The sequence below is a fragment of the Rhizobium oryzicola genome (genome assembly GCF_030504645.1).
Lineage (GTDB): Bacteria > Pseudomonadota > Alphaproteobacteria > Rhizobiales > Rhizobiaceae > Neorhizobium > Neorhizobium oryzicola.
The window spans coordinates 901,632-927,388 of record NZ_JAUKWQ010000001.1 but is presented as its reverse complement, the minus strand read 5'-3'; the positions used below and the strand labels follow the sequence as shown (position 1 = coordinate 927,388).

Sequence of the window (25,757 nt, the reverse complement as noted above, 5' to 3'; positions counted from 1 at the left end):
CTTCTGACGCCCCGGCGCGCATCGCTCCTCACGTGCCGGACCAAGATTTCTGTTGCCCGGAATCATTTTATAGATAATTTGCAGCAGTCATTTCCGATTATCTATTTTGCTCAGGAGGCAAAGATGACATCGATCTCCACCGGCACTTCGGCGGGCCGCTTCGATCCACTCGGCATCGATCAACGCACTCTGGTCACCAAGGCCATTCTGGTGCTGGCCGGCACGGCCATTCTCGCAGCAGCTTCCCGCATAGCCGTTCCGATGATCCCGGTGCCGATTACGCTGCAGACCTTTGCGCTTGCCATGCTGGGCGTGCTCTATGGCTGGCGGCTCGCCACCATCACCACACTCGCCTGGCTAGGTGAAGCCATGCTCGGCATCCCGGTTCTGGCAAACGGCAGCGGCGGGCTTGCCGTCTTCATGGGGCCGACCGCCGGCTATCTGGCCAGCTTCCCGCTGGTGGCGGCACTGACGGGATATCTGGCTGAAAAGGGCTGGACCGGGCACCGGGTGTTCGCCAGCTTCTTGGCACATTTTCTGGCAAACCTCGTCTGCCTTGCCGGCGGCTGGGCATGGCTTGCCACCATCATGGGCGGCGAAAAGGCCTGGGCCGTCGGCGTTTTGCCCTTCATTCTGGGCGGCGCCATCAAGTCCGCTCTGGGGGCTGCCCTGCTGAGGGCATGGGTTCAGATGAAGGACCGTAACCTCGCATGACCATCCGTCTTCGGGCCCATCATCTTCTGTGCATGCTCACCTTCGTCGGCGAAGGGTATTCGCCCGACTTCACCCGCAATTACCGGGAGATCGCCGGGCGGATCACGGCAGGGGAAGCGATCGAGATCGTGGATGGGCCCGACGACATATGTGCGCCGCTGATCAAAAGCGACGCCTCAGCGCACTGTTTCAACGAACGTGTTGTGATGCGGGATCGTGAGGCGGCTGCGGCCGTCAGTTCGCTTCTGCAAAGGCCAATCGAGGCGGGCGTGAGGATCACGCTCACCCCTGCCCTCATGCAAACCCTTCGACGTGCTTTTGCCGATCGATCCCTCCGCACGGCCTGTCACGGTTGCGAATGGGCGGGTCTTTGCGACCGCGTATCCGACGCCTGCTTTCCCGGTGTCCTTATTCTGCCCGAAGCGGTCTGAACAGAGCCCTATACCAGCACAGGCGCCTTCCCGATATTCCGCAATATGAAAAATTCTCGAACCGTCTTCAGGCTTTGGTAACCAAACTGGGTAACCATAACAGTCAGTAAACGTATCGAGTAAGCGTACAGCGAGTATCTGATGGCATCCGTTCTTCCGCTTGCGGCTTTAAGGGCCGAAACCCGCCCCGATTCCTGGTTCAACACCATTATCAAGGGCGATTGCGTTGCAGCCCTGGAAGCGCTGCCGGATCACTCCGTCGATGCGATCTTCGCCGATCCCCCGTACAATCTTCAGCTCGGCGGCATGCTGCACCGGCCCGACCAGTCGCTGGTGGATGCCGTCGATGACGAGTGGGACCAGTTCGAAAGCTTTCAGGCCTATGATGCCTTCACCCGCGCCTGGCTGCTGGCCTGCCGCCGCGTGCTGAAGCCAAATGGCACGATCTGGGTCATCGGCTCCTATCACAACATCTTCCGCGTCGGCTCCATGATGCAGGACATGCGCTTCTGGATCCTGAACGACATCGTCTGGCGCAAGACGAACCCGATGCCGAACTTCAAGGGCCGCCGGTTCCAGAACGCCCATGAGACGATGATCTGGGCAAGCCGCGACCCGAAGGCCAAGGCCTATACCTTCAACTATGATGCGCTGAAGGCATCCAACGACGACGTGCAGATGCGCTCCGACTGGCTGTTTCCCATCTGCAGCGGCCATGAGCGGCTGAAGGACGGCGACGGCAAGAAGATCCATCCGACCCAGAAGCCGGAGGCGCTGCTGGCCCGCGTCATCATGGCATCCACCAAGCCGGGCGATATCATCCTCGATCCGTTCTTCGGTTCCGGCACCACGGGTGCTGTCGCAAAACGTCTCGGCCGCAACTTCGTCGGCATCGAGCGCGAGCAGGATTACATCGACGCCGCCTCCGCCCGCATCGATGCGGTCGAACCGCTGGGCAAGGTCGAACTGACGGTCATGACCGGCAAGAAAGCCGAGCCGCGCGTTGCCTTCAACACGCTGGTAGAAAGCGGTCTCCTGAAGCCGGGCGACGTGCTGACGGATGCCAAGCGCCGGGTCAGCGCCATTGTGCGCGCGGATGGCACGCTGGTCTCCGGCGGTGAAGCAGGCTCCATCCATCGCCTGGGCGCCAAGGTGCAGGGCTTTGACACCTGCAATGGCTGGACCTTCTGGCATTACGAGGACCAAGGTGCGCTGAAGCCGATCGATGCGCTGCGCGCCGAAATCCGCAAGGGTCTTGGCAACCTCGCATGACAAAACGGCCAGTGGCGCAGGCATTTTGCCAGGCGCCACGCAACCGCCACTTTCAGGGGTTTCGTTCAGTTATGCCTCATCGTCGGGGATAAATGATCCACCGCCTCCGCTGATGAGAGACTTTCCGGGCCGTCACTTGTGCTACGGAAAGATATTGTGCACGCCCGGACCTGCCAAAGGTTCGGGCGTTTGCATTTCCTCACGTGTGCCGCGCCACGCATCACGACCTATGGTGCCCATCACCTCTCCTGCTATAGATGAAAAGTCGAGAGCGAAGCAGCAGACGCCGCGGCAGCCAGCGTTGACTGGTGAGGATGAGCCGCACCAGCCGAGGCAGAGGCTCTGCCCTTGATAAGGAGTGATCGCGATGTGGTGGATACCATTGAGCATCACGCTTGAGGTAAGAAAAACCCGCACGGGCTGGCAAGTCATCGTGCGGGCTCAATTCTTAGCTTAGCGAAACGGCTCGGGAGTGTCAGCTCCTGACCCACTCCTGCAATATATCATACCGCGCTGCGGTTTCAACGCAGTTGCGGCGACGAAGATACCCCACTGAAGAGAGCAACGAAGCAAAAAAGCTCCGTGTATCACGGCACAAATTGCTACCTATGATACACACTTCCACTTCTGCTATACATGAAATGTCGAGAGCGAAGCAGCAGACGCCGCGCCAGCCGGCGTTGACTGGTGAGGATGAGCCGCACCAGCCGAGGCAGAGGCTCTGCTCTCGATGAGGAGTGATCGCGATGTGGTGGATACCATTGAGCATCACGCTGGTGATACGGAAAACCCGCACGGGCTGGCAAGCTAACGTGCGGGTCACATTCCATATCTAAGCGAAATGGGTCAGGAGTGACAGCTCCTGACCTACTCCTGCAATATAACAGATCAGGCGGCGCTTTCAACGTAGTTGCGCTTACTCCTCCACCCGGATCGAATAGTCGCGCGGAATGCCGGCGGTGACCTGAAACCATTCGGAAGCCTTGGTGCGCGCCTGATGGGCATCGAAGGCCTCCTGGTCGGTGAAGACTTCGGACACCAGGAAGCGCCCGGCCACCGTCTCGCTCGGCACGACTTCGAACTTGAGGCAGCCGGCTTCCGCACGCGTCAAGGCGATATGCTGCGGCAGGGCCGCCGTCACCGCCTCCAGCCTTTCGGCTGGCACGTCGATATGGCCGTCGAGATAAACGCGCTTGGTCTGCATGATCACTCCCGGTGCTAAATGGCTTGCTCAAGCCTCAAACGTGAAAACCATAGCCGGCGAGATCCTCGCGAAGCTTGGCGGCGCCGGTGAAATGAACGGCATGCCAGCCGGCCGCCTTGGCGCCTTCGACATTGACGATCGTGTCATCGATGAACAGGCTCTTGGCCGGATCGAGCCCAAAATCGCGGGCGTGGACATGGTAGATCTCGACATCCGGCTTGATCAGGAAAATCTCGCCCGACACTGTCACCCCGCGCGGCGTGTTGAGGAATGGGAAGAGCTCACGCGCATGGCGAAAGGTATCGGCGGCGAAATTGGTGAGCATGGTCACGTCATGCCCCTGCTCGATCAGGGTTTCCATGATCGCGACGCTCTCGTCATAGGCATGCGGCACCATCTCGTGCCAATGCGTGCGGAAGGCACGGATCTGCTCTTCCCGCTCAGGGTACTTCTCGATCAGTTCGGCTTCGGCGACGGACCATTCGCGGCCGCGATCCTGTTCGATGTTCCAGTCATGCGTGCAGACGTTCTGGAAGAACCAGCGGCGCTCCTCCTCATCGGGAATGATGCGACTATAGGGAAGGTTCGGATCATAATGGATGAGCACTTTGCCGATGTCGAAAACGATGTGCTCGATCTGGGCCATGATGTCGCGAACTCCTTCTTTTGGATCAAGGCTGGAAGGCCAGCGGAATGGCAAGCGTGATGGCCTTTTTCATGACAGTCGGCAAGGCCTGTTCGCCCAGAGTTTCGACCGGCTCCCACCAACCATCGGCGTTTGCAGTCGCGTTCAGGTGCGCACGGTAGACGGAAAGCCGCAGTTCGAAATGGGTGAAGACATGAACGACCGTGCCGCAAGGCTGCCAGTCGGCGCGGAACGGCGCGTGTTCCACGTCCGTGCCTCCATCCTTGCGGGAGGTCCAGTCCGTCGTCGGCACCTCCGTCATGCCGCCCAAAAGCCCGCTGGCCGTCCGTCGCCGCAGAAGAACGCGGCCTTGCCCGTCCACCGCCACGAAAGCCGCGCCCAGCCGCACCGGCTTTTCCTTCTTCGCCGCCTTCACCGGAAAACGTTCGGGGTCATGGTCGCGAAGTGCCAGACATTCGCCATTCAGCGGACAGAGCGCGCAGGCAGGGCGCTTCGGCGTGCAGATCGTCGCGCCGAGATCCATCATGCCTTGCGCGAAATCGCCTGGACGCTCCGCCGGGGTCACGGCAACCACCTTGCTTTTCATCAGGGGCTTCGCCCCCGGCAGCGGATCGGAAATGGCGTAGAGGCGGGAAATCACCCGCTCTACATTGCCATCCATGACAGCCGCCTGCCTGTCGAAGGCAATGGCCGCCACAGCCGCGGCCGTATAGTCGCCAATGCCGGGAAGCGCCCTCAAGCCCGCTTCCGTATCCGGAAAGATGCCGCCATGTTCAGTGGCGACGGCTTCGGCGCATTTCTTGAGGTTGCGGGCGCGAGCGTAATAGCCAAGCCCCGCCCAGGCGGCCATCACATCATCTGTGTTTGCGGCGGCGAGGTCTGTCACCTTGGGCCACAAATTCAGGAATTTCTGGAAATAGGGCTTGACCGCCTGCACGGTTGTCTGTTGGAGCATGACCTCCGATAGCCAGACGTGATAGGGGTTCGCGCGCAAACCCCGACCTCGCATGGCAGGCGATACCCGCCAGGGCAGTTCGCGATGGTGGCGGTCGTACCAGGCAAGCAGGAGCTTTGCGACAAGGGGTTCCGGCTGTTGGGGCATGGATCTCGCATTCACCGCATGGGACAGATCGTAGAGATTGGGGTGTAGACTGCATTGACATCGAAGCCAACGACAATGACGGGCGAACTGCCGGTCCTCCTCATCAATATCGATCGCGCTGCCGCCCGCCGTGCGGAGATCGAGCGGCAGGCGCTCGAGCTCAATATCCCGCTGCAACGGATTGCCGGGGTCGACGGATCATTGGTGCCGCAGGATCAGTGGGACAATGTCGATCTCGACCTGTTTCGCCGCCGCAACGGCCGCCCGATGATGGCCGGGGAATATGGCTGCTACCAGAGCCACTTGCGCGCCTTCCGGCATCTGCTGGCCAGTGACGCACCGGCAGCACTCGTCATCGAGGACGACGTCAACCTCTCCATCGATCTCGTCCAGCGGGCCCGCATCATCCTGGAAGCCGTGCCGGATGATTGTGTCGTCAAGCTCGTGAACCACCGCACCGTCTCCTTCCGCCATCGTTTCACCAGCAAGGCCGGCGACCGCATCGGCTGGTCCGGTTTTGGGCCACAGGGGTCATCTGCCTGTTATCTCGTCACCCGCAAGGCGGCAGAAAGACTTCTTCGGGGCATGGCGCGCCAGTCGCTCCCGCTCGATAGCGCGCTGGAACGCTCGTGGGATCACGGTGTTGCCGTCTATACCGTGGAACGCGATCTGGTGGATTTCGGCCATTTGCGCAACGAAACATTGATCGCCAGCCGCGCGGATTATCGACAGTTGAAACTGCGCGGTCTCAAAAAAGTCCCGACGCATCTCTTTCGTATCTCGGAAGCTTTTCGACGCGCTCTACACACAATTGCGCTATGATCTTCGACAAGACAGCCTTGCCACACTGGCCGCAATGCGCCAGAACCGCGAGGATATACAAAATGATTGCAGGGATGATCCTATGCTGAAAATGAAGAGGTTCCTGCTCGCCAGGCGGCGGGTGGACCAATGGGGTGTTTCGCTATCGGGCGTGAGTTCCCCTCTTTATTTTCCGTTCACGGTGGCAATTGCAGGCCTTTTCTCGCTGGCCGGGATCTATGTCGCGTTTTCCAGAATGCGGCGTCTGTCTCATCACATGCGCTCGCCCTTCGGCTTTGTTGCAGCCTACGGCCTGTGGGCCCTGACGCTGATGGCGCTACGAGGTGATCTGCACAGCGGCAACCGACAGCTCGGCTTCATGATCTTGCTGCTGGTCCTGTCCTTCGCGGCACCGGGCCTCTGCCTTGTGCGCAGACCATTGCGCATGCTGGTCCTGAGCGCGCGCCTCGGCGTCTTCCTCAGTCTCATCCTGTCGCTCTGGGCAACCTATGTCATCGGGCTCGGCGTCGACAATCGCTACAACGGCGGCGGCAATGCCGCGATCATGGCGCTGCTGGTGACGCTTGGAGCCATCGTCGCAACGGTGCGCGTGAAGGATGCCCCGCGCTTCCTGCCGAACGGCCTGCAATATCTCTTCATCGCCGCCGTGCCAGTCTTCCTGACCGAGACACGCGCGATCCTGATTGTGCTGCCCGCCATCATTATCGCAGAATTCCTTGTTTCCTGCTGGGAATGGGCGCCGAAGGTGCGTCGCTTCGGATTGGCCGCCGCCGCCGTGATTGTCGCCTGTCTCGCCGTTGCGCCACCTATTCAGGCCATGGTGATGCAGCGCTTCGTGACGGTCTATGACTACTATGTCCAGGGTTCGCGCGAACCGGATATGATCTCCGGCGACATTCGTTTGGTCATGTGGAAGTCCGCCGTGCAGGTCATTCGCGAACACCTGTTCAACGGGGTCGGCACCATGCGCATGTTCGATTACCTGAAGGCGATCGCCGGTCCGCAGGCGCCGATGATCGAAGGCTTCCACCACGTCCATAATTTCATTCTGCAGGAACTGCTGGCCAATGGCGTAATCGGGCTTCTGCTGATGATGTCGATCCTCGCAAGTTTCCTCTTGACCATCATCCGCAGCCCGGCGGCAAACAGCGTCAAGCGCGTGGCCGTCTATTTCTTCTTTAGCGTTTTCGTCTTCGGCCTGCTGCATGATCCGTTCTATCATGAGCTTGTGATGTCGACGGTCTTCATCTTCATGGCAGTCATGGTCACCCAGGTGAGACGCTGGAAAGCCAGGGTGCGTGCTGGAAGCCCTGTGGCGGCATTCAGCCCATGAGCCGCGCCCGCGTTCCGCACCAGATCGCAGAGATCGCCAATGCGATCATCGATCCCGTGCTGGCACGCCGTGCAGGCATCTCCACTGCATTGCTGGGGTCATGGGACGAAATTGCCGGCGAGGATTTTGCAGATTGCACGAGACCGGAAAAAATCGCCTGGCCGCGCCGTGAGCCGGGCGAACCGGCCTCCGGCTTCCAGTCCGGCGTGCTGACGGTGGCCTGCGAGGGCGCACGCGCGCTTTTCCTCAGTCATGCGCAGGGGGAATTGATCGCCCGCATCAACGGCTTCTTCGGCTTTCCGGCCGTGCGCCAGATCCGCATCGTCCAAAAACCGGTCTCCCAGACAACAAAGCACCGCCGCCCACCGCAGCCACTGCGTGGTGATGCGGCCAAGCGTCTCAACGAAATGATGGATGGGATCGAGAACGAAGCTCTGCGCAAGGCGGTGGAGCGGCTCGGCACTGCGGTTCTTCAGCCCAAGAGGCGTCGTTGAACATGCCCGACCATTCTCCTGTCACGATTGTTTGAGAAAACCGAACACTCAACCGCTTGTCGTCGCCATTTAGGCACGTTACGGACAGTTCACTAGTATTCGCGCTTCAACATGGGTGTCTTGATGTTCAGCTCTCTCTCCCTTTCCAGACGCAACCTGCTCGGCAGCGCCGCGGCAACCGCCTGCGGTCTGACGCTTGCCGGCTCTGCAACTCTCGCCTTCGCAGCCGAATTGCCGGAATCCCAGGGCAAGGTGGACATGGCCGACGTTCTGCAGGCAGGCCCGCTGCCGGAAATGGCACTGGGTGACGAGAAGGCGAAGGTCACGATCGTCGAATATATGTCGATGACCTGCCCGCACTGCGCGCATTTCCACACCACAACCTTCGACGCGATCAAGCAGAAGTATGTCGACAGCGGCAAAGTTCGCTTCATCGTTCGCGAATTCCCGTTCGACCCGGTCGCAACGGCTGCCTTCATGCTGGCGCGCACCAACCCGTCCAACACGAAGGAACTGGCAGCGCCGCAGCAGTATTTCGCCATGGTCTCCATGCTGTTCAAGCAGCAGCGCGCCTGGGCAGCCCCTGCGGATGGCAATGTGCGCAATGCCCTGTTGCAAGCGTCCAAGATCGCCGGTTTTACACAGGAGAGCTTTGAGGCAACCTTGACGAACCAGAAGCTTCTCGATGATGTGAATGCCACGATGAAGCGCGGTGCGGACAAATTCGGCGTCAATTCCACGCCGACCTTCCTGATCAACGGCAACCGCTATTCTGGAGATATGTCGGTTGAAACCATGTCGGCCCTTATCGACAGCATGCTCTGATCTGGCCGTCTCTCTCAACGGAACGGGCGCCGGAGACATCCGCGCGCCCTTTTTCTTTGCGCCGTCAGCAGGGTTGGCGGATGAGATTCCAACTGCTGCCATCGGGGGCGCCCGATGAAGTTCAACAAGCTGCGCCTGATCGGCTTCAAGTCCTTCGTGGAACCGACCGAGTTCATCATCGAGCGGGGCCTGACCGGCGTCGTGGGGCCGAACGGCTGCGGCAAGTCCAACCTTGTCGAGGCGCTGCGCTGGGTGATGGGAGAAAACTCCTACAAGAACATGCGCGCATCCGGCATGGACGATGTGATCTTCTCCGGCTCCGGCAACCGCCCTGCCCGCAACACCGCCGAAGTGGCGCTTTTCCTCGACAATTCCGATCGCACGGCACCGGCCGCCTTCAACGATGCCGACGAGATCCAGGTCTCGCGGCGCATCGAACGCGAGAACGGCTCGGTCTACCGCATCAACGGCAAGGAAGCCCGCGCCAAGGATGTGCAGCTGCTGTTTGCCGATGCTTCCACCGGCGCGCGCTCACCGTCCATGGTCGGTCAGGGTCGGATCGGTGAGCTGATCCAGGCAAAACCGCAGGCGCGCCGTCAGTTGCTGGAAGAGGCGGCCGGCATTTCCGGCCTTCATTCCAGGCGTCACGAGGCGGAGCTTCGATTGCGCGCCGCCGAAACCAATCTGGAGCGGCTGGAGGATGTGACCTCGCAGTTGGAAAGCCAGATCGAGAGCCTCAAGCGGCAGGCGCGCCAGGCCAACCGTTTCAAGATGCTGTCTGCCGATATCCGCGCCCGCGAGGCCATGCTTTTGCATATCCGCTGGGTGCAGGGCCGCGAGGCGGAAAACGAGGCGACCAGCGCGCTGAACCAGGTTACCTCTGTCGTGGCCGAAAAGGCGCAAGCGCAGATGGAAGCGGCCAAGGCGCAAGCGGTTGCGAGCCTCAAGCTTCCCGAACTGCGCGAGGCAGAGGCCAAGGCGGCGGCGGCTTTGCAACGCTTGCAGATTGCCCGCGGTCAGCTGGAGGAAGAAGCCGGCCGCCTGCTGAAACGGCGCGATGACGTGATGCGGCGTCTCGCCCAGCTTGGCGAGGACATCCGCCGCGAAGAACAGCTGATGGCTGACAATACCGAAGTACTTTCACGTCTTGACGAGGAAGAGGCGGAACTGACCGAACTTCTGGCACAATCCGGCGAAGAGGCGGAGGAAACGCGCTTGCTGTTCGAGGAAGCGGCGGCACGCCTGGCAAAGTCGGAAGAGGCTTTTGCCACTGTCACCGCCGAGCGCGCCGGCCTCGTGGCGGCGCAGGCGCAGCTGGAGCGCAGCATCCGCGACATCGCTGACCGCCGCCAGCGGCTGGACCGCCAGCGCGAGGAGGCCCGCACCGAATTCGAGGCGATCAACGACCGGCTTTCCGATCTGCCCGACCCGGAGGAAAAGCGCGAAGCGGTGGACGCCGCCGAGATCGCCCTGGAGGATGCGGCCTCCGCCGTCGAGCAGATCGAGGATGCGCTTGCCGAAGCGAGGCGGCGCGAGGCAGAAGCGCGCCAGCCTGTCGAGGCCAGCAAGGCGCGGCTGAACGGGCTGGAGGCGGAAGCGCGCGCCATCCGCAAGATGCTCGCGACCGTCACCAGCGGCGATGGTTTCGCGCCGGTGGCAGACATGGTGCGCGTCGACCGCGGCTTCGAGGTGGCGCTCGGTGCGGCACTTGGCGATGATCTTGACCATCCGCTGGATGCCAGCGCCCCCGCCCATTGGTCCGGCAATGGCGAGGGCGCGAATGACCCTGCCCTTCCCGATGGCGTCCAGCCGCTGATTGCCCATGTCATCGCGCCGCCGGAGCTTTCCCGCCGCTTGCGCCAGATCGGCGTGGTAGATGAGGCGGATGCTGGCCGCCTGATGGCGTTTCTCAAACCCGGCCAGCGTCTTGTCACGCGCCACGGCGCAATCTTCCGTTGGGATGGCCATGTCACCGGATCGGACGCGCCGAGTGCCGCAGCGCTCAGGCTTGCCCAGAAGAACCGCCTGAGCGAGCTGGAAGGCGAGATCGATGAGGCCGAGATCCAGCTCTCGGAGGCCGAAAGCCTTTACATCGCGGCGGGCGAGGTCATCCGTGCGGAGGAGACCCGCCTGTCCGACAGCCGCGATCGGGTGCGCCTGTGCCAGCGCAGTGTCGCGGAAGCGCGCGAGGCGCTTGCGCAGGCGGAGCGGGCGGCGGGCGATCTGATGCGCCGCCGCGACGTGGTGGAAAGCGCGCTGTCGCAATTGCAGGAGCAGGCCGAGGAGCTTGCCGCCCAGGAGGAAGGGCTTCGCGCAGAGCTTGAGGATGCGCCCGATGTGAGCGAGGTGGATCGCCGTCTGGCCGAGCAGCAGATGCGGGTGGCGACCGAGCGTGCGGAACTGGCGGAAACCCGCGCCCGTCATGAGGGTTACGCGCGCGAAACGGAAAGCCGTCGCCGCCGCCTGACCTCGATCGCGCAGGAGCGCAACACCTGGAAGAGCCGCGCGGCAAGTGCCGAGAACCACATTGCAACGCTGCGCGAACGCGAGGACGAAGCGCGCGAGGAAATCGCGGAGCTGGATCTCGCGCCGGATGAATTCGACGACAAGCGCCGCGCGCTGATCAACGAATTGCAGAAGGCGGAGGAAGCACGACGGGCCGCGGGCGACCTGCTGGTGGAAGCTGAAACCCGTCAGCGCGAGGCCGACCGGCTGGCGGCCACAGCACTTGCGGAGCTTGCGGAAGCGCGCGAAAAACGCGGCCGTGCCGAAGAGCGGCTCGTCTCTGCCGCCGAACGCCGCCACGATGCGGAAGTGGCAATCCGTCAGGCGCTGAATGTGGAGCCGCATGAGGCAATCCGACATGCCGGATTGCAACCAGGTTCCGCCCTGCCGGATACTGCTGGCGTGGAGCGGGAGCTGGACCGCCTGAAGATCGAACGCGAGCGGCTGGGTGCCGTCAACCTTCGTGCCGAGGAAGAGCAGAAGGAACTGTCGGACAGACTGGCGGCGCTGATCAAGGAGCGTGACGACATCATCGATGCGATCCGCAAGCTGCGCGCCGCCATCCAGAGCCTCAACCGCGAGGGCCGCGAGCGGCTGATTGCCGCCTTCGATGTGGTGAACGCCCAGTTCCAGCGGCTTTTCACTCACCTCTTCAATGGTGGCACTGCCGAACTCCAGCTGATCGAGAGCGACGATCCGCTAGAGGCGGGCCTAGAAATCCTGGCGCGCCCGCCGGGCAAGAAGCCGCAGACCATGACGCTGCTGTCCGGCGGTGAGCAGGCGCTGACCGCCATGGCGCTGATCTTCGCCGTCTTCCTGACCAACCCGGCCCCGATCTGCGTGCTGGACGAAGTGGATGCGCCGTTGGACGACCATAATGTGGAGCGTTACTGCAACCTGATGGACGAGATGGCGGCCTCCACCGCCACCCGCTTCATCATCATCACCCACAATCCCATCACCATGGCGCGCATGAACCGGCTGTTCGGCGTCACCATGGCCGAACAGGGCGTCTCGCAGCTGGTGTCGGTCGACCTGCAGACGGCGGAACAATTGCGCGAGGCCAGCTGAGTGAACCAAAGCATCCTCCCCTTCGCCAGCCTTTGCCTTGCCCTCTGCCTGTCGGCTGCATCGCTCACACAGGCTGCGGAGGCGCAAAGCGGGCGCTTCCTTGGCAACGTGCTTTATGTGACGCCGGCCTATCAGACCTCGCTGCGCGCCATCATCCGGCTGGAACCGAAACTGCCGGTCTGGGTGCGCAACATCCTGCCGCAACAGGCCTTCGTCTCGCTCGCGTCGCAGAAGGTGGAGGTCGATGGGCAATCGCTGGAAGTCTTTGATGCCTGCCGACCTGCCGATTGCCCGCGCAGCCAGCTTCGACTGGTGTTTACACCGGATGGCAAGACCGCCTGGGGTCTGGTGCGCGATGCGGAATTCGGCGAGATCCCGCTTGGCAAGCCCTCGCCCGCCCTGCTGGAGATCCTGCGCAAGCCTGCGGGTCGCATCTGAAATTTACCGCTTCATACAGAATGCCCGGCACGAGACCGGGCAATCAAAGTCGATAGAAGCTGCGTGAAAATCACTTCTTCTTGCGGTTGGTCGACGTCTTTGCAGCCGAGCCTTCGTCGAAGCCGACGCGCACGCGGGTGAACTGCGAGGCACCACCGGCGGCATTGGGGATGGCCACATCGTTCTTGACGAAAACGAACTGGGTTGAGCCTTCCGGCGGCACCTGGACCGGGAAGTTGACGGACTGCGAGTAGATGACCTTTTCGCCATCCACCACCTGTACATTGACCGGCAGGTTGATCTGGCCCGGCTTGCCGGCTGCTCCCAGAACGAGGCGGCCTTGTGCCATCACGGTTATGGTCATCGTGGTTTCGTTGGCCGTGCAGGAGCGTGTCGAATCAGCAAGCGAGGCACGGTAGATCAGCTTGTCGTCTGCCGAGGTCTGATCCTTATCCTTGGCATTGCCGCCGGCATAAGCGCTATGCACCGCCGTTTGGTCCATCAGAACGACAGGCGGGCAGAAGGCCTGCACGACCGGCGCAACAGCCGCCGGCTGCGCCTGGGTCTGGCCAACCGCGAGGCCATATGTCGGCGACGTCGAATTGCAGCCGGTGAGGATTGCGAGAAGCGACAGAGACAGAAACTTGAGCGAGGACTTGCCAGACACGTAACTCAACCCTTTTCGTACCGGTTGGACCGGAATGGCCTTTTCCGGCCTTTCACGCCTAATTTTGATGGTCTATATCAGCGGCGCACGGAAAAATCGATTGGCATTGCAGCTGAATTTTGTTCCACCGTCACAGCGAACGAAATTCCGCACAGTTCTTTGGAGCGATGGGCAGGCGATGAGATCTTTTCACGGCATGCATGTCCAATCTGTCTGACCTTCTTTACCTTTCGGGATAACCATCGTGGACTATATTTCGACCCGGGGCGACGCGCCCGTTCTTGGCTTTCGTGATGCGCTGCTGGCGGGCCTTGCCCGTGACGGCGGACTTTACCTGCCGAAAGAATGGCCCACGATGACAAAGAAGGATATCCGGGCCTTGCGCGGCAAATCCTACCAGGAGGTTGCCTTCGCCGTCATCTCGCCCTTCGTCGGCGACGAGATCCCGTCCGACAAGCTGCGCGCGATGATCGATGATGCCTATGGCACCTTCCGCCATCCCGCCATCGTGCCACTGGTACAGGCGGGCGCGAACACCTTCATCCTCGAACTCTTCCACGGCACCACGCTCGCCTTCAAGGATGTGGCGATGCAGCTTCTGGCGCGGCTGATGGATTATGTTCTGACGGAACGCAACGAGCGCGCAACCATCGTCGGTGCCACGTCCGGCGATACGGGCGGCGCCGCCATCGATGCCTTTGCCGGCCGCAAGCGCACAGACATCTTCATTCTCTTTCCGCATGGCAAGGTCTCGCCGGTGCAGCAGCGGCAGATGACGACATCGACCGAGAAGAACGTGCATGCCATCGCCGTCAACGGCAATTTCGATGACTGCCAGGATCTGGTGAAGGCCATGTTCAACGACACGTCCTTCCGCGAGGGCGTAAAGCTGTCGGGGGTCAATTCCATCAACTGGGCGCGTATCGTCGCGCAGGTGGTCTATTACTTCACCGCCGCCGTCTCGCTCGGCGCGCCGGATCGCAAAGTCTCCTTCACGGTCCCGACCGGCAATTTCGGCGATATCTTCGCCGGTTACGTGGCCAAGCGCATGGGCCTGCCGATCGACCGGCTGGTGATTGCGACCAATGACAACGACATTCTGGCACGCACGCTGAAGACCGGGCGCTATGAAATGAAGCCGGTCGTCGCCACCACCTCGCCTTCCATGGACATCCAGATCTCCTCCAACTTTGAACGGCTGCTGTTCGAGGCCTATGGCCGCGATGCATCCGCCGTTCGCTCCGCCATGTCGGGGCTTCGCCAGTCCGGCGCCTTCGAGATCCAGCCGGAACCTCTCAAGGCCATCCGCAAGGAATTCAAGGCGGGCCGCGCGACGCAGAAGCAGGTGGCACAGACCATCAAGGCAAAACTGGCCGAGACCGGTTACTTGCTCGACCCGCATACGGCGACCGGCGTTTTCGTGGCCGAAAAGCATGCCAAGCCACAGAGCCCTATGGTGGTTCTCGCCACCGCACACCCGGCCAAGTTTCCCTCTGCTGTAGAATCCGCTTGCGGAATTTTTCCTGCCCTCCCATCATGGTTGAATGATCTGATGACAAGGGAGGAGCATTACGACGTTCTGGATGCCGAGCTGAAGGCTGTCGAATCATTCGTCAGCAAGCACGCACGGGCCAAATCCTGATCAGATCGTAATGCCGGAAAGACCGACGATGAAAGTTGATATCACCCGGCTCCCATCCGGGCTGACCGTCGTGACGCAAAACATGGCGCATCTGGAAAGTGTTGCGCTGGGAGTGTGGATAAAGTCGGGATCACGCAACGAAACGGAAGATGAGCATGGCATTGCCCATCTTCTGGAGCACATGGCCTTCAAGGGCACGGCCCGCCGCAGTGCGCGTGATATTGCCGAGCAAATCGAAAATGTCGGCGGCGAACTGAACGCCGCCACCTCTACGGAGACGACCTCCTATTATGCACGCGTCCTCAAGGATCACGTGCCGCTGGCGATCGACATCCTCGCCGACATCCTGACGGAATCCGCCTTCGACGAGGAAGAGCTCCAGCGCGAGAAGCACGTCATCCTGCAGGAAATCGGTGCCTCACAGGATACGCCAGACGACGTGGTGTTCGACCGCTTCTCGGAAGTCGCCTACAAGGACCAGACGATCGGCCGCCCCATTCTCGGTACGCCCGAAACCGTGATGTCATTCACGCCGGACCAGATCCGGACCTATCTTTCGCGCAATTACACCACGGATCGCATCTTCGTGGTGGCCGCCGGTGCGGTGGATCACGATACGATCGTGCGCCAGGTCGAGACGCGTTTTGCGTCCCTGCCGACCGTTCCCAGCGCTCCGCCCGTATTCGACCCCGCCCGCTATCTTGGCGGCGAAGTGCGTGAAACGCGCGACCTCATGGATACGCAGCTTCTCCTCGGCTTCGAGGGCAAGGCCTATCACATGCGCGACTTCTACTGTTCGCAGATCCTTGCAAACATTCTGGGCGGCGGCATGTCGTCCCGCCTGTTCCAGGAAGTGCGCGAGCATCGTGGCCTCTGCTATTCCGTCTATGCCTTCCATTGGGGCTTTTCCGACACCGGCGTGTTCGGCATTCATGCCGCGACCGGCGGCGAGGACCTGCCGAAGCTTGTGCCTGTCATCATCGACGAACTGCGCAAGGTCGCGGACTACGTGGATGAGCAGGAAATCGAGCGCGCCCGCGCCCAGATTCGTGCCCAGCTGCTGATGGGTCAGGAAAGCCCGGCCGCCCGTGCCGGCCAGCTTGCCCGCCAAATGATCCTCTATGGCCGCGTCATCCCGAACGGCGAAATGATGGAGCGGCTTCAGGGCATTACGCCGCAGCGTCTGACCGATCTTGCCGGACGGCTGTTTTTCGATACAGTTCCGACACTATCCGCCATCGGACCGGTCGAGCATCTGGCCCCCATGTCGGACATCACGGCAGCGCTTTCACGGCCCGCTTCTCGGGCACAGAAGGCTGCGGGCTGATCGGTCGACATATGTGCGCCTTGCCAGATCGCGATTGGCAAGGTTTTGGCGGGGCAAACGAGCTGGGGATGACAAGGTCAGTGTTTCGTTTCCTGTCGCGCCAGCCGGATACGCCTGAGCTTTACGGCGACCACCATATGCTGCGGCTGCCGCGCTATACCGATTACCGGCAGTGGCAGCAGCTGCGGTCCGAAAGCCGGCAGTTCCTGCAACCCTGGGAGCCGACCTGGCGGCATGACGACCTGACGGAATCCTCCTTTCGCGCACGCGTCATCCGCAATACTCAGGAATTTTCCTCGGGCCTGGCGGTACCCTTGCTGCTGTTTCGCCGCAAGGATCAGTGCCTGCTTGGTGGCATCACCATCGGCTATATCAGACGCGGTGCTGCTCAAAGCTGCATGATCGGGTATTGGATGGGTGAGAAACACGCTGGCAATGGTCATATGTTTGCCGCACTCCGCCTTGTAGTACCCTACGTCTTCTCCGGGCTTCAGTTGCACCGCATCGAGGCAGCCTGTATTCCGGACAATTGGAAGAGCATACGACTGCTGGAAAAGGTCGGTTTCAAACGGGAAGGTCTCTTGCGGGAATATCTGAAAATCAACGGCGAGTGGCGCGACCACCTGATGTATTCGCTGCTGGCAGGCGACCAGTTCGACGCTAAGGCGAACGGCGCGTGAGGCCCGTTGCAAACATGTTGGGCCGCATCTGCCGCGTCCTGACATTCGTTCTTCTGCTGACCTCTGGCCTATCGCTGGCAGGGTCCGCCAGTGCCGCTGAACCGGTGAAGATTTCGCGTGACGACACCGCGCTGAACCTGACCGGCACCACGGACATCTACACCAATCAGGGTGAAGCCTTTCAGGTTTCCACCGCTGCCGGGGCTGACGGTATCCGCCGCCGCATCGAAGTTCGGGCAAGTTCGCCGGGCCACCAGGGTGACTGGGCGGTGTTCGCTCTCGCCAACGTGTCAGAGGAGCAGCTGGAGCGCGTCATCGTCGCCCCGCATTTCCGCCTTGCCAATTCGCAGCTGATCTGGCCGGATCTTGGCTCTCAGCGCATCATCGCGATTACGCCAAGCGAAGGCTTCGCGCTCGACCGCGTGGCGAGCGCAGATGCCGACGTCTTCCGCATCACGCTCAACCCCGGCGCCGTCATTACCTTCGTGGCCGAACTTGCCACCCCTTCCCTGCCGCAGCTCTATCTCTGGGAGCCAGATGCCTACAAGGATACGGTAAACGCCTTTACGCTCTATCGCGGCATCGTGCTCGGCATTGCCGGCCTGCTGGCGGTTTTTCTCACCATCCTTTTCGTGGTGAAGGGTACATCCATGCTGCCCGCCGCCGCCGCTTTGGCCTGGGCGGTGCTGGCCTATATCTGCGTGGATTTCGGTTTTCTGGAGAAGCTGATTGCCATCAGCTCCAATGACCAGCGCATCTGGCGGGCCGGTGCCGAGGTGGCGCTGGCTTCCTCGCTGGTGATCTTTCTCTTTACCTATCTGAACCTTAACCGCTGGCATGTGCATCTGGGCTATGCGACGCTCGCCTGGATATTGGGCCTCGGCATCCTGTTCGGCGTGGCGATCTATGATCCCTCGATCGCCGCAGGCATTGCCCGCATCTCGCTGGCGCTGACGGCGACATCAGGCATCCTCTTGATCATCTATCTCGGTTTCAACCGCTATGACCGCGCCATCCTCCTGGTGCCCACCTGGGCGCTGATCCTGGTCTGGTTGTTCGGCGGCTGGCTGACGGTCACGGGCAGGCTCGACAACGACATCATCCAGCCGGCGCTCGGCGGTGGTCTGGTTCTCATCGTGCTCCTGATCGGCTTCACGGTCATGCAGCACGCCTTTGCGGGTGGCGCCTATCAGCAGGGCCTGTTCTCGGATCTCGAACGGCAATCGCTCGCCCTGATGGGCAGCGGCGATACGGTCTGGGACTGGGATGTGGCGCGCGATCGTCTGGTGACGACGCCGGATATCTCGCTGAGGCTCGGGCTTTCGACGGGCAGCATGCATGGGCCGGTGCGCAACTGGGTTCCGCGCCTGCATCCGGACGACCGCGACCGCTTCAAGGCCACGCTCGATGTGCTGCTGGAGCATCGCCGCGGCAAGCTCTCCCACGAGTTCCGGCTGCGTGCCGAGGATGGGCACTTCCACTGGCTGCAGATCCGGGCGCGTCCCGTGCTGGGCTCCAACGGCGAAATCGTGCGCTGCGTCGGCACAGTGGTCGATGTCACCGAGCAGAAGAATTCCGTCGAGCGCCTGCTTCAGGATGCGCTGCACGACAATCTGACCGGCCTGCCGAACCGCCAGGTCTTTCTGGACCGCCTGCAATCGGTGCTGGCGCTGACCGCGACCAGCGAGGGCGTGCGCCCGACCGTGATTGCCATCGATATCGACCGCTACAAGCAGGTGAACGATTCGCTCGGCATTGCGGCTGGCGACAACATCCTGATTGCGCTGACCCGCCGCCTGCGACGGCTGCTGAAACCGCAGGATACGCTGGCGCGCCTTTCCGGCGACGAATTCGGCCTGATCCTGGTTTCCGAGCGCGACCCCGTGAAGGTGGCTGAATTTGCCGATGCGGTCAGCAAGGCGATCATGGTGCCGATCAATTTCGCCAATCGCGAGGTGATTTTGACGGCGTCGATCGGACTTTCCTCCTGGGTGGACCAACAGGAAAGTGCGGCAAGCCTGCTGGGCGATGCGGAGCTTGCCATGTACCGGGCCAAGAAGGCTGGCGGTAACCGCGTCGAGCCCTTCCGCCCCGCCTTCCGTACATCCGGCGGCACAGACCGGCTGCAGATCGAAACGGACCTGCGCCGCGCGATCGAGCGCAAGGAACTGACGCTCGCCTATCAACCGATCATCCACCTCAGCGACGGCGAGATCGCGGGCTTCGAAGCACTGATGCGCTGGGAGCACCCCAAGCGCGGAACGATCCCGCCGAGCGAATTCATCCCGATTGCCGAAATGTCCGACATGATCGGACCGCTGGGACTGCTGGCGGTGGAGCGCGCCACCAGCGACCTGATGGGCTGGGAGCAGCAAACGGGCGAACTGCCGATCTTCGTCTCCGTCAATCTTTCCAGCGCGCAGCTTCTGTCCAGCGACCTCTACAACGAGATCCGATCGCTGCTGGGGCGCGCCCATTGCGACCCGCGCCGTCTGAAGCTTGAACTGACGGAGTCGGTGATGATGGAAAATCCGGAACAGGCGCGGCTCGTGCTGTCACGCCTGCACGAAACCGGCATCAGCCTGGCGCTGGACGATTTCGGCACCGGCTATTCCTCGCTGGGGCACCTCACGCATTTCCCGTTCGATACGATCAAGATCGACAAGTCGCTCGTCACGCACAACAGCGAAAAGCGGGCGGTCGTGCTCCGCTCCGTGGTGGCCATGGCCCGTGCACTCGATATGACCGTGGTGGCGGAAGGCATCGAGAGCGACGAGGATGCGGCGGAACTCGCAAAGATGGGCTGCGATTTCGGCCAGAGCTTCCTATTTGGTGCACCTATGCCGGCGGATGCCGTGCAGCGGTTGCTGAAGGAAAGATTTCCGCTGACGAGGCGGGCATAATTCCTGTTCGTTTTCCAGTTATTCACCTCGTTGTCACATAACGGTTGCGGTGCTGTGTTCTGAGCGAGCGCCAAGCAGGATATTCGAACCGGGCGGTACATATGGATACGGGCGACGTTAAGGAATATGAAGATACAATGCCGTCCGACGGCCCGATGATGTCGGAGCAAAGCAAGGGCAGCAAGAACAAGCTCTTGATCGACGTCATTACCGGCGCCAGCCTGAAGCGCAAGGATGCCGTCAATATCGAATATCTGCGCCCGTCGCTGGTGGAATATATCGGCCAGGTGGCGATGCCGCTTCCGGCCGAGGGTTACATCAGCCGCAAGGCGCTGGAAGAATTTCGTGGCCGTTATATCTCCCAGCTTTTGCGGGAAGAGCGTGGCGAGCTGACCAACCTTGAGAATGAAGTTATCGAAAGCCTCAAGGACCACGACACGCTGGCCGAGAACATTGAAGACGACTACGAGGACAGCCGATCGCTCGGAGACCGCGTGGCAGATATCGTCGCCTCCTTTGGCGGCAGCTGGACCTTCATCATCTCCTTCTGCCTTTTCCTCGCTGTCTGGATGGCGATCAACCTGATTATGGGTGCGGACAAAGCCTTCGATGCCTATCCCTTTATCCTGCTGAACCTAGTGCTCTCCACCATTGCAGCCTTGCAGGCGCCGGTCATCATGATGAGCCAGCGCCGCCAGGAACAAAAGGATCGCCTGCGTGCGCTGAACGATTACAAGGTCAACCTGAAGGCCGAGCTTGAAATCCGCCACCTGCATGAAAAGGTGGATCACCTGCTGAACCGCCAGTGGGAGCGCCTGACCGAGATCCAGCAGATCCAGATCGAAATGATGCGCGACCAGGCCAAGAAGACCGAGCGCGCCCTGAAAATCGTCAAGCGTCCGAAGCCGAGCACAAAGGCGAAGAAGCCATCTAGCGTGGCTCCAGGAGCCGCCAGCACGACGCCGGATGAGGGCGACAACTAGGCCTGCGCGGCTGCTCAAATAAGCCAAAAGTGCCTTCTTTTACGTCATCTGCGAAATTTTCACGCGGATTAGTTGCACATCAGTAGAATTTGGATTGTCCGTTTTACGGTTCGTCAATAAGCCAGCTCTATTTTTGGGATATCGGAAGGATTGATGTTCTTCCCAAGAGCGCGCCATGATCGACGCTGTCTCGCACTGAAGATTTCCCACATAAGTCCTAGCGACAATCCGGTGCCTCGCGGTTTCCGGAACGGCGTTCGGCTGGCTTCTTTTCCTGGCGGAGCACGGCATCCATGCGCATGCAATTTCAACTCAACGATTCTGCTGCAGTTCTGGCCGCAATGAATCGATCCCTTGCGATCATCGAATTCGATCTGACGGGCAAGATCCTCGAAGCGAACGAAAATTTCTGCGCTGCATTGGGGTATCGCCGGGATGAAATCGTCGGCAACCACCACCGCATGTTCGTGGATCCTGAAGAAGTCGCCTCACCCGACTACCGGCTGTTCTGGGAAAAGCTCTCACAGGGGCAGTACGATCAGCGGCAATACAGACGCATCGGCAAAGGCGGGCGGGAAATCTGGATCGAGGCATCCTACAACCCGGTTTTCCGCCGCGGCAAGCCGTACAAGGTGGTGAAGTTTGCGACCGACATTACGGCGATCAAGCTGAAGGCGGCCGAAGACGCAGGCAAGCTCGATGCGCTTTCGCGCGCGCAAGCTGTGATCGAATTCAAGCCGACAGGCGAAATTCTAACCGCGAATGAAAATTTCCTCGAAACGCTTGGCTATGAGCTTGGCGAGATCGTCGGCAAGCACCACTCGATGTTCTGCGATCCGGACTATGTGAAGAGCGACGCATACCAGCACTTCTGGCAAAGGCTTGCCGCGGGCGAATTTGTGACAGACGAGTTCATGCGCCTCGGACGCGGCGGGCGCAAAGTCTATATCCAAGCTTCCTACAACCCGATCTTCGGTCTGGATGGCAAGGTCTTCAAGGTCGTCAAGTTTGCGAGCGACGTGACCGGGCGCGTGCAAAATGTTCTGGCGCTGGGCGAAGGCCTTCAGGCTCTGGCCGCGCGCGACCTGCGGCCCCATCTTCACGATCCTTTCATTCCGTCGCTTGACCAGTTGCGCGCGGACTTCAACCAGACGGCTAGCAATCTTCGATCCGCGATGAGCAGCATCCAACAGAACGCTCGCGTCATCGCCGCAAGCTCTGCCGAAGTGAGCACATCAGCGCAGGATCTTGCCCAACGGACGGAACGGCAGGCCGCGACTGTGGAAGAGACAGCGGCATCGCTGGATCAGTTGACGCAGACGGTTGCGGACACCAGCACCCGCGCTGATGAGGCCGGGCGACTGGTGGAAGCCACCCGGAAGCATGCGGAGAAATCGGGTGACGTGGTCGGCAAGGCGATCGCGGCGGTCGGCGCAATCGACCAATCTTCCAAGGAGATTTCCAACATCATCGGCGTGATCGACGAGATAGCCTTCCAAACCAATCTGCTGGCGCTTAATGCCGGGGTGGAAGCGGCGCGCGCCGGCGATGCAGGTCGCGGCTTTGCAGTGGTTGCCCAGGAAGTGCGCGCCCTTGCCCAGCGCTCCGCTTCAGCAGCCAAGGAAATCAAGACGCTGATTACACTCTCCAGCAGTCAGGTGAAGACGGGCGTAGAGCTTGTGGGCGAAACCGGCCAGTCGCTTGGCCTTATCGTTCAGCAAATCACCGAGATTAACGCCCATGTTGCGGCGATTGTGCAAGGGGCGCGCGAGCAAGCCGGTGGCATCAAGCAGATCAACGGCGCCGTCAACGCCATGGATCAAGGGACGCAGCACAATGCAGCTATGGTCGAAGAATCCACGGCAGCTGCACACAATCTGGCCAAAGAGTCGGCAGCACTGTTCAGCCTACTGGCGCTGTTTCGCCTTCAGGACGAGCCCGGAACTGTAGAGACGACATTGCGCCAGCCTCTCAACCTCCCTGCGAACCAAGGGTCACAGCGAATGGCAAGCCGCATCAGCATGGGCAATGCCGCCGTTGCCGAACAATGGGAAGATTTCTGAGGTTGTTGCGGCGGATCTGCTAACCCCGCCCGTTGATCCGCTCGCGACACAGGTAGGAGACCGGCGCCAGGAACCCCGGTCTCCTCACTTTTTTCTGCTAATCCTTATCGCTTACCCTGAACAAGGCCGTGCACGAATTCCAGCTTGGCGACCACGGTCGGTGTCAGGATGAAGGGATAGAGATCCGGCACGCCCATCGACCGATGGATGGCGTTGATCGCCACGCTGAGCGGGATCCAGGCATCCACAAGCTGCTGCGCATCGCGGGCGCGATAGGGATTGAAAGCGATTTCCGCTGACAGTTCCTCATGGCCTCGTGGGTCAACACCCATGCCAAAGGCGCGGGCCGTTTCGAGCGTATCGACGATATGAACATAATGGGCGAAGCATTCGGCAAAATCCTCCCAGGGGTGGGAGCTGGCATAGGTGCTGATGAAATGCTCTTGCCAGTTTTCCGGCGGCCCCTCTTCGTAATTGCGCTTGAGTGCCTCGCCGTAATCGGCCTGTTCATCCCCGAAAGCCAGACGGAACGGCTGCAGCCGGTCCATATCACGCACCAGCTTGTTCCAGATATAGTGGCCGGTTTCATGACGGAAGTGGCCAAGCAGCGTGCGGTATGGCTCGTTCATGGCCACGCGCACCCGTTCGCGCGTCACGTCATCGGCCTCTGCCGCACGAATGGCAATAACGCCCTCGTCGTGACCGGTCATGGCCGCCACAACGGTGCCGTCCTCCTTCACCTCGTCCACGAGGAAATCGAAGACCAATCCACCCTCCGGATCTTCGTTGCGGGTGGTGCGCGGCAGATCCCATTTCAGCAGCGAGTAGAAGAGATGGCGCTGCGCCTGGCTGATGCGCCGCCACTGCCGCAAGCCCTGCTCGGTGGATGCGTCAGGCACAAGGCGATTATGACGGCAGGCGGGGCAGAACTGTTCAGTCCCCTCGGCGCTGACAGTCCAGTTGCAGATGTCGTTGACTTCGTTGGCGCAAAGCCGAACCTGTTGGCGCGGATTGGCCACCAGGTGCCACACGCCGCCTTCTTCCTCCTCCAGCGCGTGCATGGCCATGCGCTCCGGCACGAAGGCCAGCCGGTGGCCGCAATTGACGCAAACACGGTTATCGAAGTGGATGGGCTGGCCGCAGTGATCACACTCATAAAGGCGCATGGTCGCTATGCTCGCATGAAGAGAGAGTGGTGAATAATACCAAGTGTCGATGATATGAACCGATTGCGCCGGAGCGATTTTGGTTTCCGGCGAGGAGAAAACCACAGTCGGACCCATCGGTCCGGCGCGGATTTTCGACGACGTCCGGGGGGCAAAAGCGCCCGGTCCACTGGACACGCCGCTTCGCCATGCGAAGCGAAAGCCGTGTCCATCAGATTTCTCGTTTTGCAGGATTGCGACAGCAATCCTGCGGCGGGATGGGCCGGAAATCGTTCCCCCGACTTTGTCGCAATCCTCGACCGATGCGGGAGCATCGCTCTCCGGTATGCTTCTCGTCGGATGAAGGCCTCCGGTCCCACGCAATCGGTTCCTATCATCGACACTTGGTATAAGCAGAAGACCTGCTCCGGCAGGGCCAGAACAGGTCTTCATCGAAATGCTATCGGAAATTAGATACGGTCAACCGTATCCTTGATACCGTCCTTGACCTTACCCTTGGCCTGCTGCATGTCGCCCTTGGCTTCCTGGGCGGCGCCACGCGCCTTCAGCGAATGGTTGTCGGTCATGTCACCAGCGGCCTGCTTTACCTTGCCGGCAACTTCGTTTGCCTTACCGGAAATCTTATCGCTCATGCTACCCATGGTGCTTCTCCTTTGTTGGCCCTGTATTGTCAGGGTTTCCGACAAGTAAACGCGGAAGGAGAAGCTTGGTTCCGCCACTTTTATTTGGAAAGTCAGGCGTGGCCTGCTTCGGCCGAGAGCATCTCGGGTGATACGCCCATCAAGGCCAGAGCGCGCTCATATTTATTATCCAACGTGCGGGCAAAGATCAGGTCTTCGCTGGCCGGGCAGTTCAGCCACGCGTTGTTGCCGATTTCGCTTTCCAGCTGGCCGGGACCCCAGCCCGCATAACCCAGCAACATGGTTGCCTTACGGGGCCCGCGATCCTCGCAAATAGCACGCACGATATCGAGTGTTGCCGTCAGCGAGATATCATCGCTGACGGGGATGCTGGACTCGCTGACATAATCATCCGAATGCAGAACGAAGCCGCGACCGGTCTCAACCGGTCCGCCATTCAGGATCGGGAAGTCGCGCGTCGCACCAGGAAGCGTGATGGCTTCCGGCTGATCCACCAGCTTCAGGTGCAGCAGGATTTCCGTGAACGAGATTTCCTGCGGGCGGTTGATGATGAAGCCCATGGCACCGGCCGGCGAGTGGGCGCAGATGTAAACAACAGAGCGATGGAAATTGCCATCCGGCATGCCCGGCATGGCAATCAGAAACTGGCCATCCAGAAAGCCGCGCTCCCGTTTGTCCCTGAGTGTCGAAAGTGCCATCGTGCCTCCAGCTTGCCGTCGGCCCGGCCCGTGTGGCGGGGCAGTTTCCTTCATTCAAATCAAGATGGAGCAGGCGCACGCATCAATCAACCGAAAATGATCGGCTTTTTTGATCTTACTGCTGGTGGTA

At 60.8% G+C, this 25,757-nt stretch carries 22 protein-coding genes; 15 read left to right on the top strand and 7 right to left on the bottom strand.

All coding sequences use genetic code 11. From position 1 onward, the window contains the following. Positions 1-123: 123 nt before the first annotated feature. The 3 genes from Q2T52_RS04480 to Q2T52_RS04470 all read left to right on the top strand — a co-directional run bounded on the left by Q2T52_RS04480 (position 124) and on the right by Q2T52_RS04470 (position 2,417). Positions 124-714, top strand: a complete 591-nt coding sequence (locus tag Q2T52_RS04480; RefSeq protein WP_302075457.1) for a biotin transporter BioY — start codon at positions 124-126, stop codon at positions 712-714. Continuing rightward, positions 711-1,145 (top strand): DUF1284 domain-containing protein, encoded by a 435-nt coding sequence (locus Q2T52_RS04475; RefSeq protein ID WP_302075456.1) that lies wholly within the window; start codon positions 711-713, stop codon positions 1,143-1,145. The genes Q2T52_RS04480 and Q2T52_RS04475 overlap by 4 nt, the downstream gene beginning before the upstream one ends. A gap of 141 nt (positions 1,146-1,286) precedes the next feature. After that, a complete protein-coding gene (locus Q2T52_RS04470; protein ID WP_302075455.1) occupies positions 1,287-2,417 on the top strand; it encodes a site-specific DNA-methyltransferase in 1,131 nt (376 codons plus the stop codon). Positions 2,418-3,333: 916 nt separating this feature from the next. Here Q2T52_RS04470 and Q2T52_RS04465 read toward each other — a convergent pair. From Q2T52_RS04465 to mutY, 3 genes are read right to left on the bottom strand one after another with little or no spacing between them, the layout of a single operon-like run. Further along, complete coding sequence (locus tag Q2T52_RS04465) at positions 3,334-3,621, bottom strand: putative quinol monooxygenase (RefSeq protein ID WP_302075454.1); 288 nt, start codon at positions 3,619-3,621, stop codon at positions 3,334-3,336. Between the two features lie 34 nt (positions 3,622-3,655). Then, positions 3,656-4,267, bottom strand: coding sequence for an HAD family hydrolase (locus tag Q2T52_RS04460; protein ID WP_302075453.1), 612 nt, complete (start codon positions 4,265-4,267; stop codon positions 3,656-3,658). Between the two features lie 25 nt (positions 4,268-4,292). Beyond that, on the bottom strand, positions 4,293-5,369 hold the full coding sequence (mutY, locus tag Q2T52_RS04455; RefSeq protein WP_302075452.1) for an A/G-specific adenine glycosylase: 1,077 nt from the start codon (positions 5,367-5,369) through the stop codon (positions 4,293-4,295). Positions 5,370-5,444: 75 nt separating this feature from the next. Between mutY and Q2T52_RS04450 the strand changes: the two genes are divergently transcribed. From Q2T52_RS04450 to Q2T52_RS04425, 6 genes are all read left to right on the top strand, one after another. Further along, the gene (locus Q2T52_RS04450) at positions 5,445-6,191 is read left to right on the top strand and encodes a glycosyltransferase family 25 protein (RefSeq protein WP_302075451.1); all 747 of its coding nucleotides are present in this window, start codon (positions 5,445-5,447) and stop codon (positions 6,189-6,191) included. Positions 6,192-6,273: 82 nt separating this feature from the next. Beyond that, positions 6,274-7,524 (top strand): O-antigen ligase family protein, encoded by a 1,251-nt coding sequence (locus tag Q2T52_RS04445; protein ID WP_302075450.1) that lies wholly within the window; start codon positions 6,274-6,276, stop codon positions 7,522-7,524. Beyond that, positions 7,521-8,018 (top strand): DUF721 domain-containing protein, encoded by a 498-nt coding sequence (locus tag Q2T52_RS04440; protein ID WP_302075449.1) that lies wholly within the window; start codon positions 7,521-7,523, stop codon positions 8,016-8,018. The genes Q2T52_RS04445 and Q2T52_RS04440 overlap by 4 nt, the downstream gene beginning before the upstream one ends. A gap of 111 nt (positions 8,019-8,129) precedes the next feature. Then, entirely contained in the window at positions 8,130-8,843 is a 714-nt protein-coding gene (locus tag Q2T52_RS04435) for a DsbA family protein (RefSeq protein WP_436799486.1), read from the top strand. A gap of 114 nt (positions 8,844-8,957) precedes the next feature. Continuing rightward, on the top strand, positions 8,958-12,419 hold the full coding sequence (locus Q2T52_RS04430) for a chromosome segregation SMC family protein (protein ID WP_302075448.1): 3,462 nt from the start codon (positions 8,958-8,960) through the stop codon (positions 12,417-12,419). Next, positions 12,420-12,857 (top strand): Ivy family c-type lysozyme inhibitor, encoded by a 438-nt coding sequence (locus Q2T52_RS04425; RefSeq protein WP_302075447.1) that lies wholly within the window; start codon positions 12,420-12,422, stop codon positions 12,855-12,857. It abuts the gene before it with no gap. Between the two features lie 70 nt (positions 12,858-12,927). Here Q2T52_RS04425 and Q2T52_RS04420 read toward each other — a convergent pair whose 3' ends face one another. Continuing rightward, entirely contained in the window at positions 12,928-13,524 is a 597-nt protein-coding gene (locus Q2T52_RS04420; protein WP_302075446.1) for a PilZ domain-containing protein, read from the bottom strand. Between the two features lie 235 nt (positions 13,525-13,759). Here Q2T52_RS04420 and thrC point away from each other — a divergent pair, with 235 nt between their 5' ends. From thrC to Q2T52_RS04390, 6 genes are all read left to right on the top strand, one after another. Continuing rightward, positions 13,760-15,166: a threonine synthase gene (thrC, locus tag Q2T52_RS04415; protein WP_302076034.1), complete on the top strand. Its 1,407-nt coding sequence runs from the start codon at positions 13,760-13,762 to the stop codon at positions 15,164-15,166. Positions 15,167-15,194: 28 nt separating this feature from the next. Beyond that, positions 15,195-16,493, top strand: a complete 1,299-nt coding sequence (locus tag Q2T52_RS04410) for a M16 family metallopeptidase (protein ID WP_302075445.1) — start codon at positions 15,195-15,197, stop codon at positions 16,491-16,493. Between the two features lie 68 nt (positions 16,494-16,561). Continuing rightward, positions 16,562-17,173, top strand: a complete 612-nt coding sequence (locus Q2T52_RS04405; protein ID WP_302075444.1) for a GNAT family N-acetyltransferase — start codon at positions 16,562-16,564, stop codon at positions 17,171-17,173. A gap of 14 nt (positions 17,174-17,187) precedes the next feature. Beyond that, positions 17,188-20,076 carry an EAL domain-containing protein gene (locus tag Q2T52_RS04400; RefSeq protein ID WP_302076033.1) on the top strand — a complete coding sequence of 963 codons (2,889 nt, stop codon included), beginning with the start codon at positions 17,188-17,190 and terminating at the stop codon, positions 20,074-20,076. A 137-nt stretch (positions 20,077-20,213) separates the two neighbouring features. Then, positions 20,214-21,059, top strand: a complete 846-nt coding sequence (locus Q2T52_RS04395) for a DUF1003 domain-containing protein (protein WP_302075443.1) — start codon at positions 20,214-20,216, stop codon at positions 21,057-21,059. Positions 21,060-21,352: 293 nt separating this feature from the next. Continuing rightward, positions 21,353-23,122 carry a methyl-accepting chemotaxis protein gene (locus tag Q2T52_RS04390; protein WP_302075442.1) on the top strand — a complete coding sequence of 590 codons (1,770 nt, stop codon included), beginning with the start codon at positions 21,353-21,355 and terminating at the stop codon, positions 23,120-23,122. Positions 23,123-23,226: 104 nt separating this feature from the next. On the opposite strand, the gene Q2T52_RS04385 is transcribed toward Q2T52_RS04390, so the two are convergent. From Q2T52_RS04385 to Q2T52_RS04375, 3 genes are all read right to left on the bottom strand, one after another. Beyond that, positions 23,227-24,288 (bottom strand): zinc-binding metallopeptidase family protein, encoded by a 1,062-nt coding sequence (locus Q2T52_RS04385; protein ID WP_302075441.1) that lies wholly within the window; start codon positions 24,286-24,288, stop codon positions 23,227-23,229. A gap of 449 nt (positions 24,289-24,737) precedes the next feature. Continuing rightward, positions 24,738-24,929, bottom strand: coding sequence for a CsbD family protein (locus Q2T52_RS04380; protein ID WP_302075440.1), 192 nt, complete (start codon positions 24,927-24,929; stop codon positions 24,738-24,740). A gap of 92 nt (positions 24,930-25,021) precedes the next feature. Further along, complete coding sequence (locus Q2T52_RS04375; RefSeq protein ID WP_302075439.1) at positions 25,022-25,627, bottom strand: YqgE/AlgH family protein; 606 nt, start codon at positions 25,625-25,627, stop codon at positions 25,022-25,024. Positions 25,628-25,757 lie beyond the last annotated feature (130 nt).

Excerpts from the sequence above, each read along its gene's own strand:
- Q2T52_RS04475 (WP_302075456.1), top strand. The coding sequence starts at position 711 with ATGACCATCCGTCTTCGGGCCCATCATCTTCTGTGCATGCTCACCTTC.
- Q2T52_RS04405 (WP_302075444.1), top strand. The coding sequence starts at position 16,562 with ATGACAAGGTCAGTGTTTCGTTTCCTGTCGCGCCAGCCGGATACGCCT.
- Q2T52_RS04380 (WP_302075440.1), bottom strand. The coding sequence starts at position 24,929 with ATGGGTAGCATGAGCGATAAGATTTCCGGTAAGGCAAACGAAGTTGCC.
- Q2T52_RS04460 (WP_302075453.1), bottom strand. The coding sequence starts at position 4,267 with ATGGCCCAGATCGAGCACATCGTTTTCGACATCGGCAAAGTGCTCATC.
- Q2T52_RS04410 (WP_302075445.1), top strand. The coding sequence starts at position 15,195 with ATGAAAGTTGATATCACCCGGCTCCCATCCGGGCTGACCGTCGTGACG.
- Q2T52_RS04470 (WP_302075455.1), top strand. The coding sequence starts at position 1,287 with ATGGCATCCGTTCTTCCGCTTGCGGCTTTAAGGGCCGAAACCCGCCCC.
- Q2T52_RS04395 (WP_302075443.1), top strand. The coding sequence starts at position 20,214 with ATGCCGTCCGACGGCCCGATGATGTCGGAGCAAAGCAAGGGCAGCAAG.
- Q2T52_RS04450 (WP_302075451.1), top strand. The coding sequence starts at position 5,445 with ATGACGGGCGAACTGCCGGTCCTCCTCATCAATATCGATCGCGCTGCC.
- Q2T52_RS04435 (WP_436799486.1), top strand. The coding sequence starts at position 8,130 with ATGGGTGTCTTGATGTTCAGCTCTCTCTCCCTTTCCAGACGCAACCTG.
- Q2T52_RS04375 (WP_302075439.1), bottom strand. The coding sequence starts at position 25,627 with ATGGCACTTTCGACACTCAGGGACAAACGGGAGCGCGGCTTTCTGGAT.
- Q2T52_RS04390 (WP_302075442.1), top strand. The coding sequence starts at position 21,353 with ATGCGCATGCAATTTCAACTCAACGATTCTGCTGCAGTTCTGGCCGCA.
- mutY (WP_302075452.1), bottom strand. The coding sequence starts at position 5,369 with ATGCCCCAACAGCCGGAACCCCTTGTCGCAAAGCTCCTGCTTGCCTGG.
- Q2T52_RS04385 (WP_302075441.1), bottom strand. The coding sequence starts at position 24,288 with ATGCGCCTTTATGAGTGTGATCACTGCGGCCAGCCCATCCACTTCGAT.
- Q2T52_RS04430 (WP_302075448.1), top strand. The coding sequence starts at position 8,958 with ATGAAGTTCAACAAGCTGCGCCTGATCGGCTTCAAGTCCTTCGTGGAA.
- Q2T52_RS04465 (WP_302075454.1), bottom strand. The coding sequence starts at position 3,621 with ATGCAGACCAAGCGCGTTTATCTCGACGGCCATATCGACGTGCCAGCC.
- Q2T52_RS04400 (WP_302076033.1), top strand. The coding sequence starts at position 17,188 with ATGTTGGGCCGCATCTGCCGCGTCCTGACATTCGTTCTTCTGCTGACC.
- Q2T52_RS04480 (WP_302075457.1), top strand. The coding sequence starts at position 124 with ATGACATCGATCTCCACCGGCACTTCGGCGGGCCGCTTCGATCCACTC.
- Q2T52_RS04445 (WP_302075450.1), top strand. The coding sequence starts at position 6,274 with ATGCTGAAAATGAAGAGGTTCCTGCTCGCCAGGCGGCGGGTGGACCAA.
- Q2T52_RS04440 (WP_302075449.1), top strand. The coding sequence starts at position 7,521 with ATGAGCCGCGCCCGCGTTCCGCACCAGATCGCAGAGATCGCCAATGCG.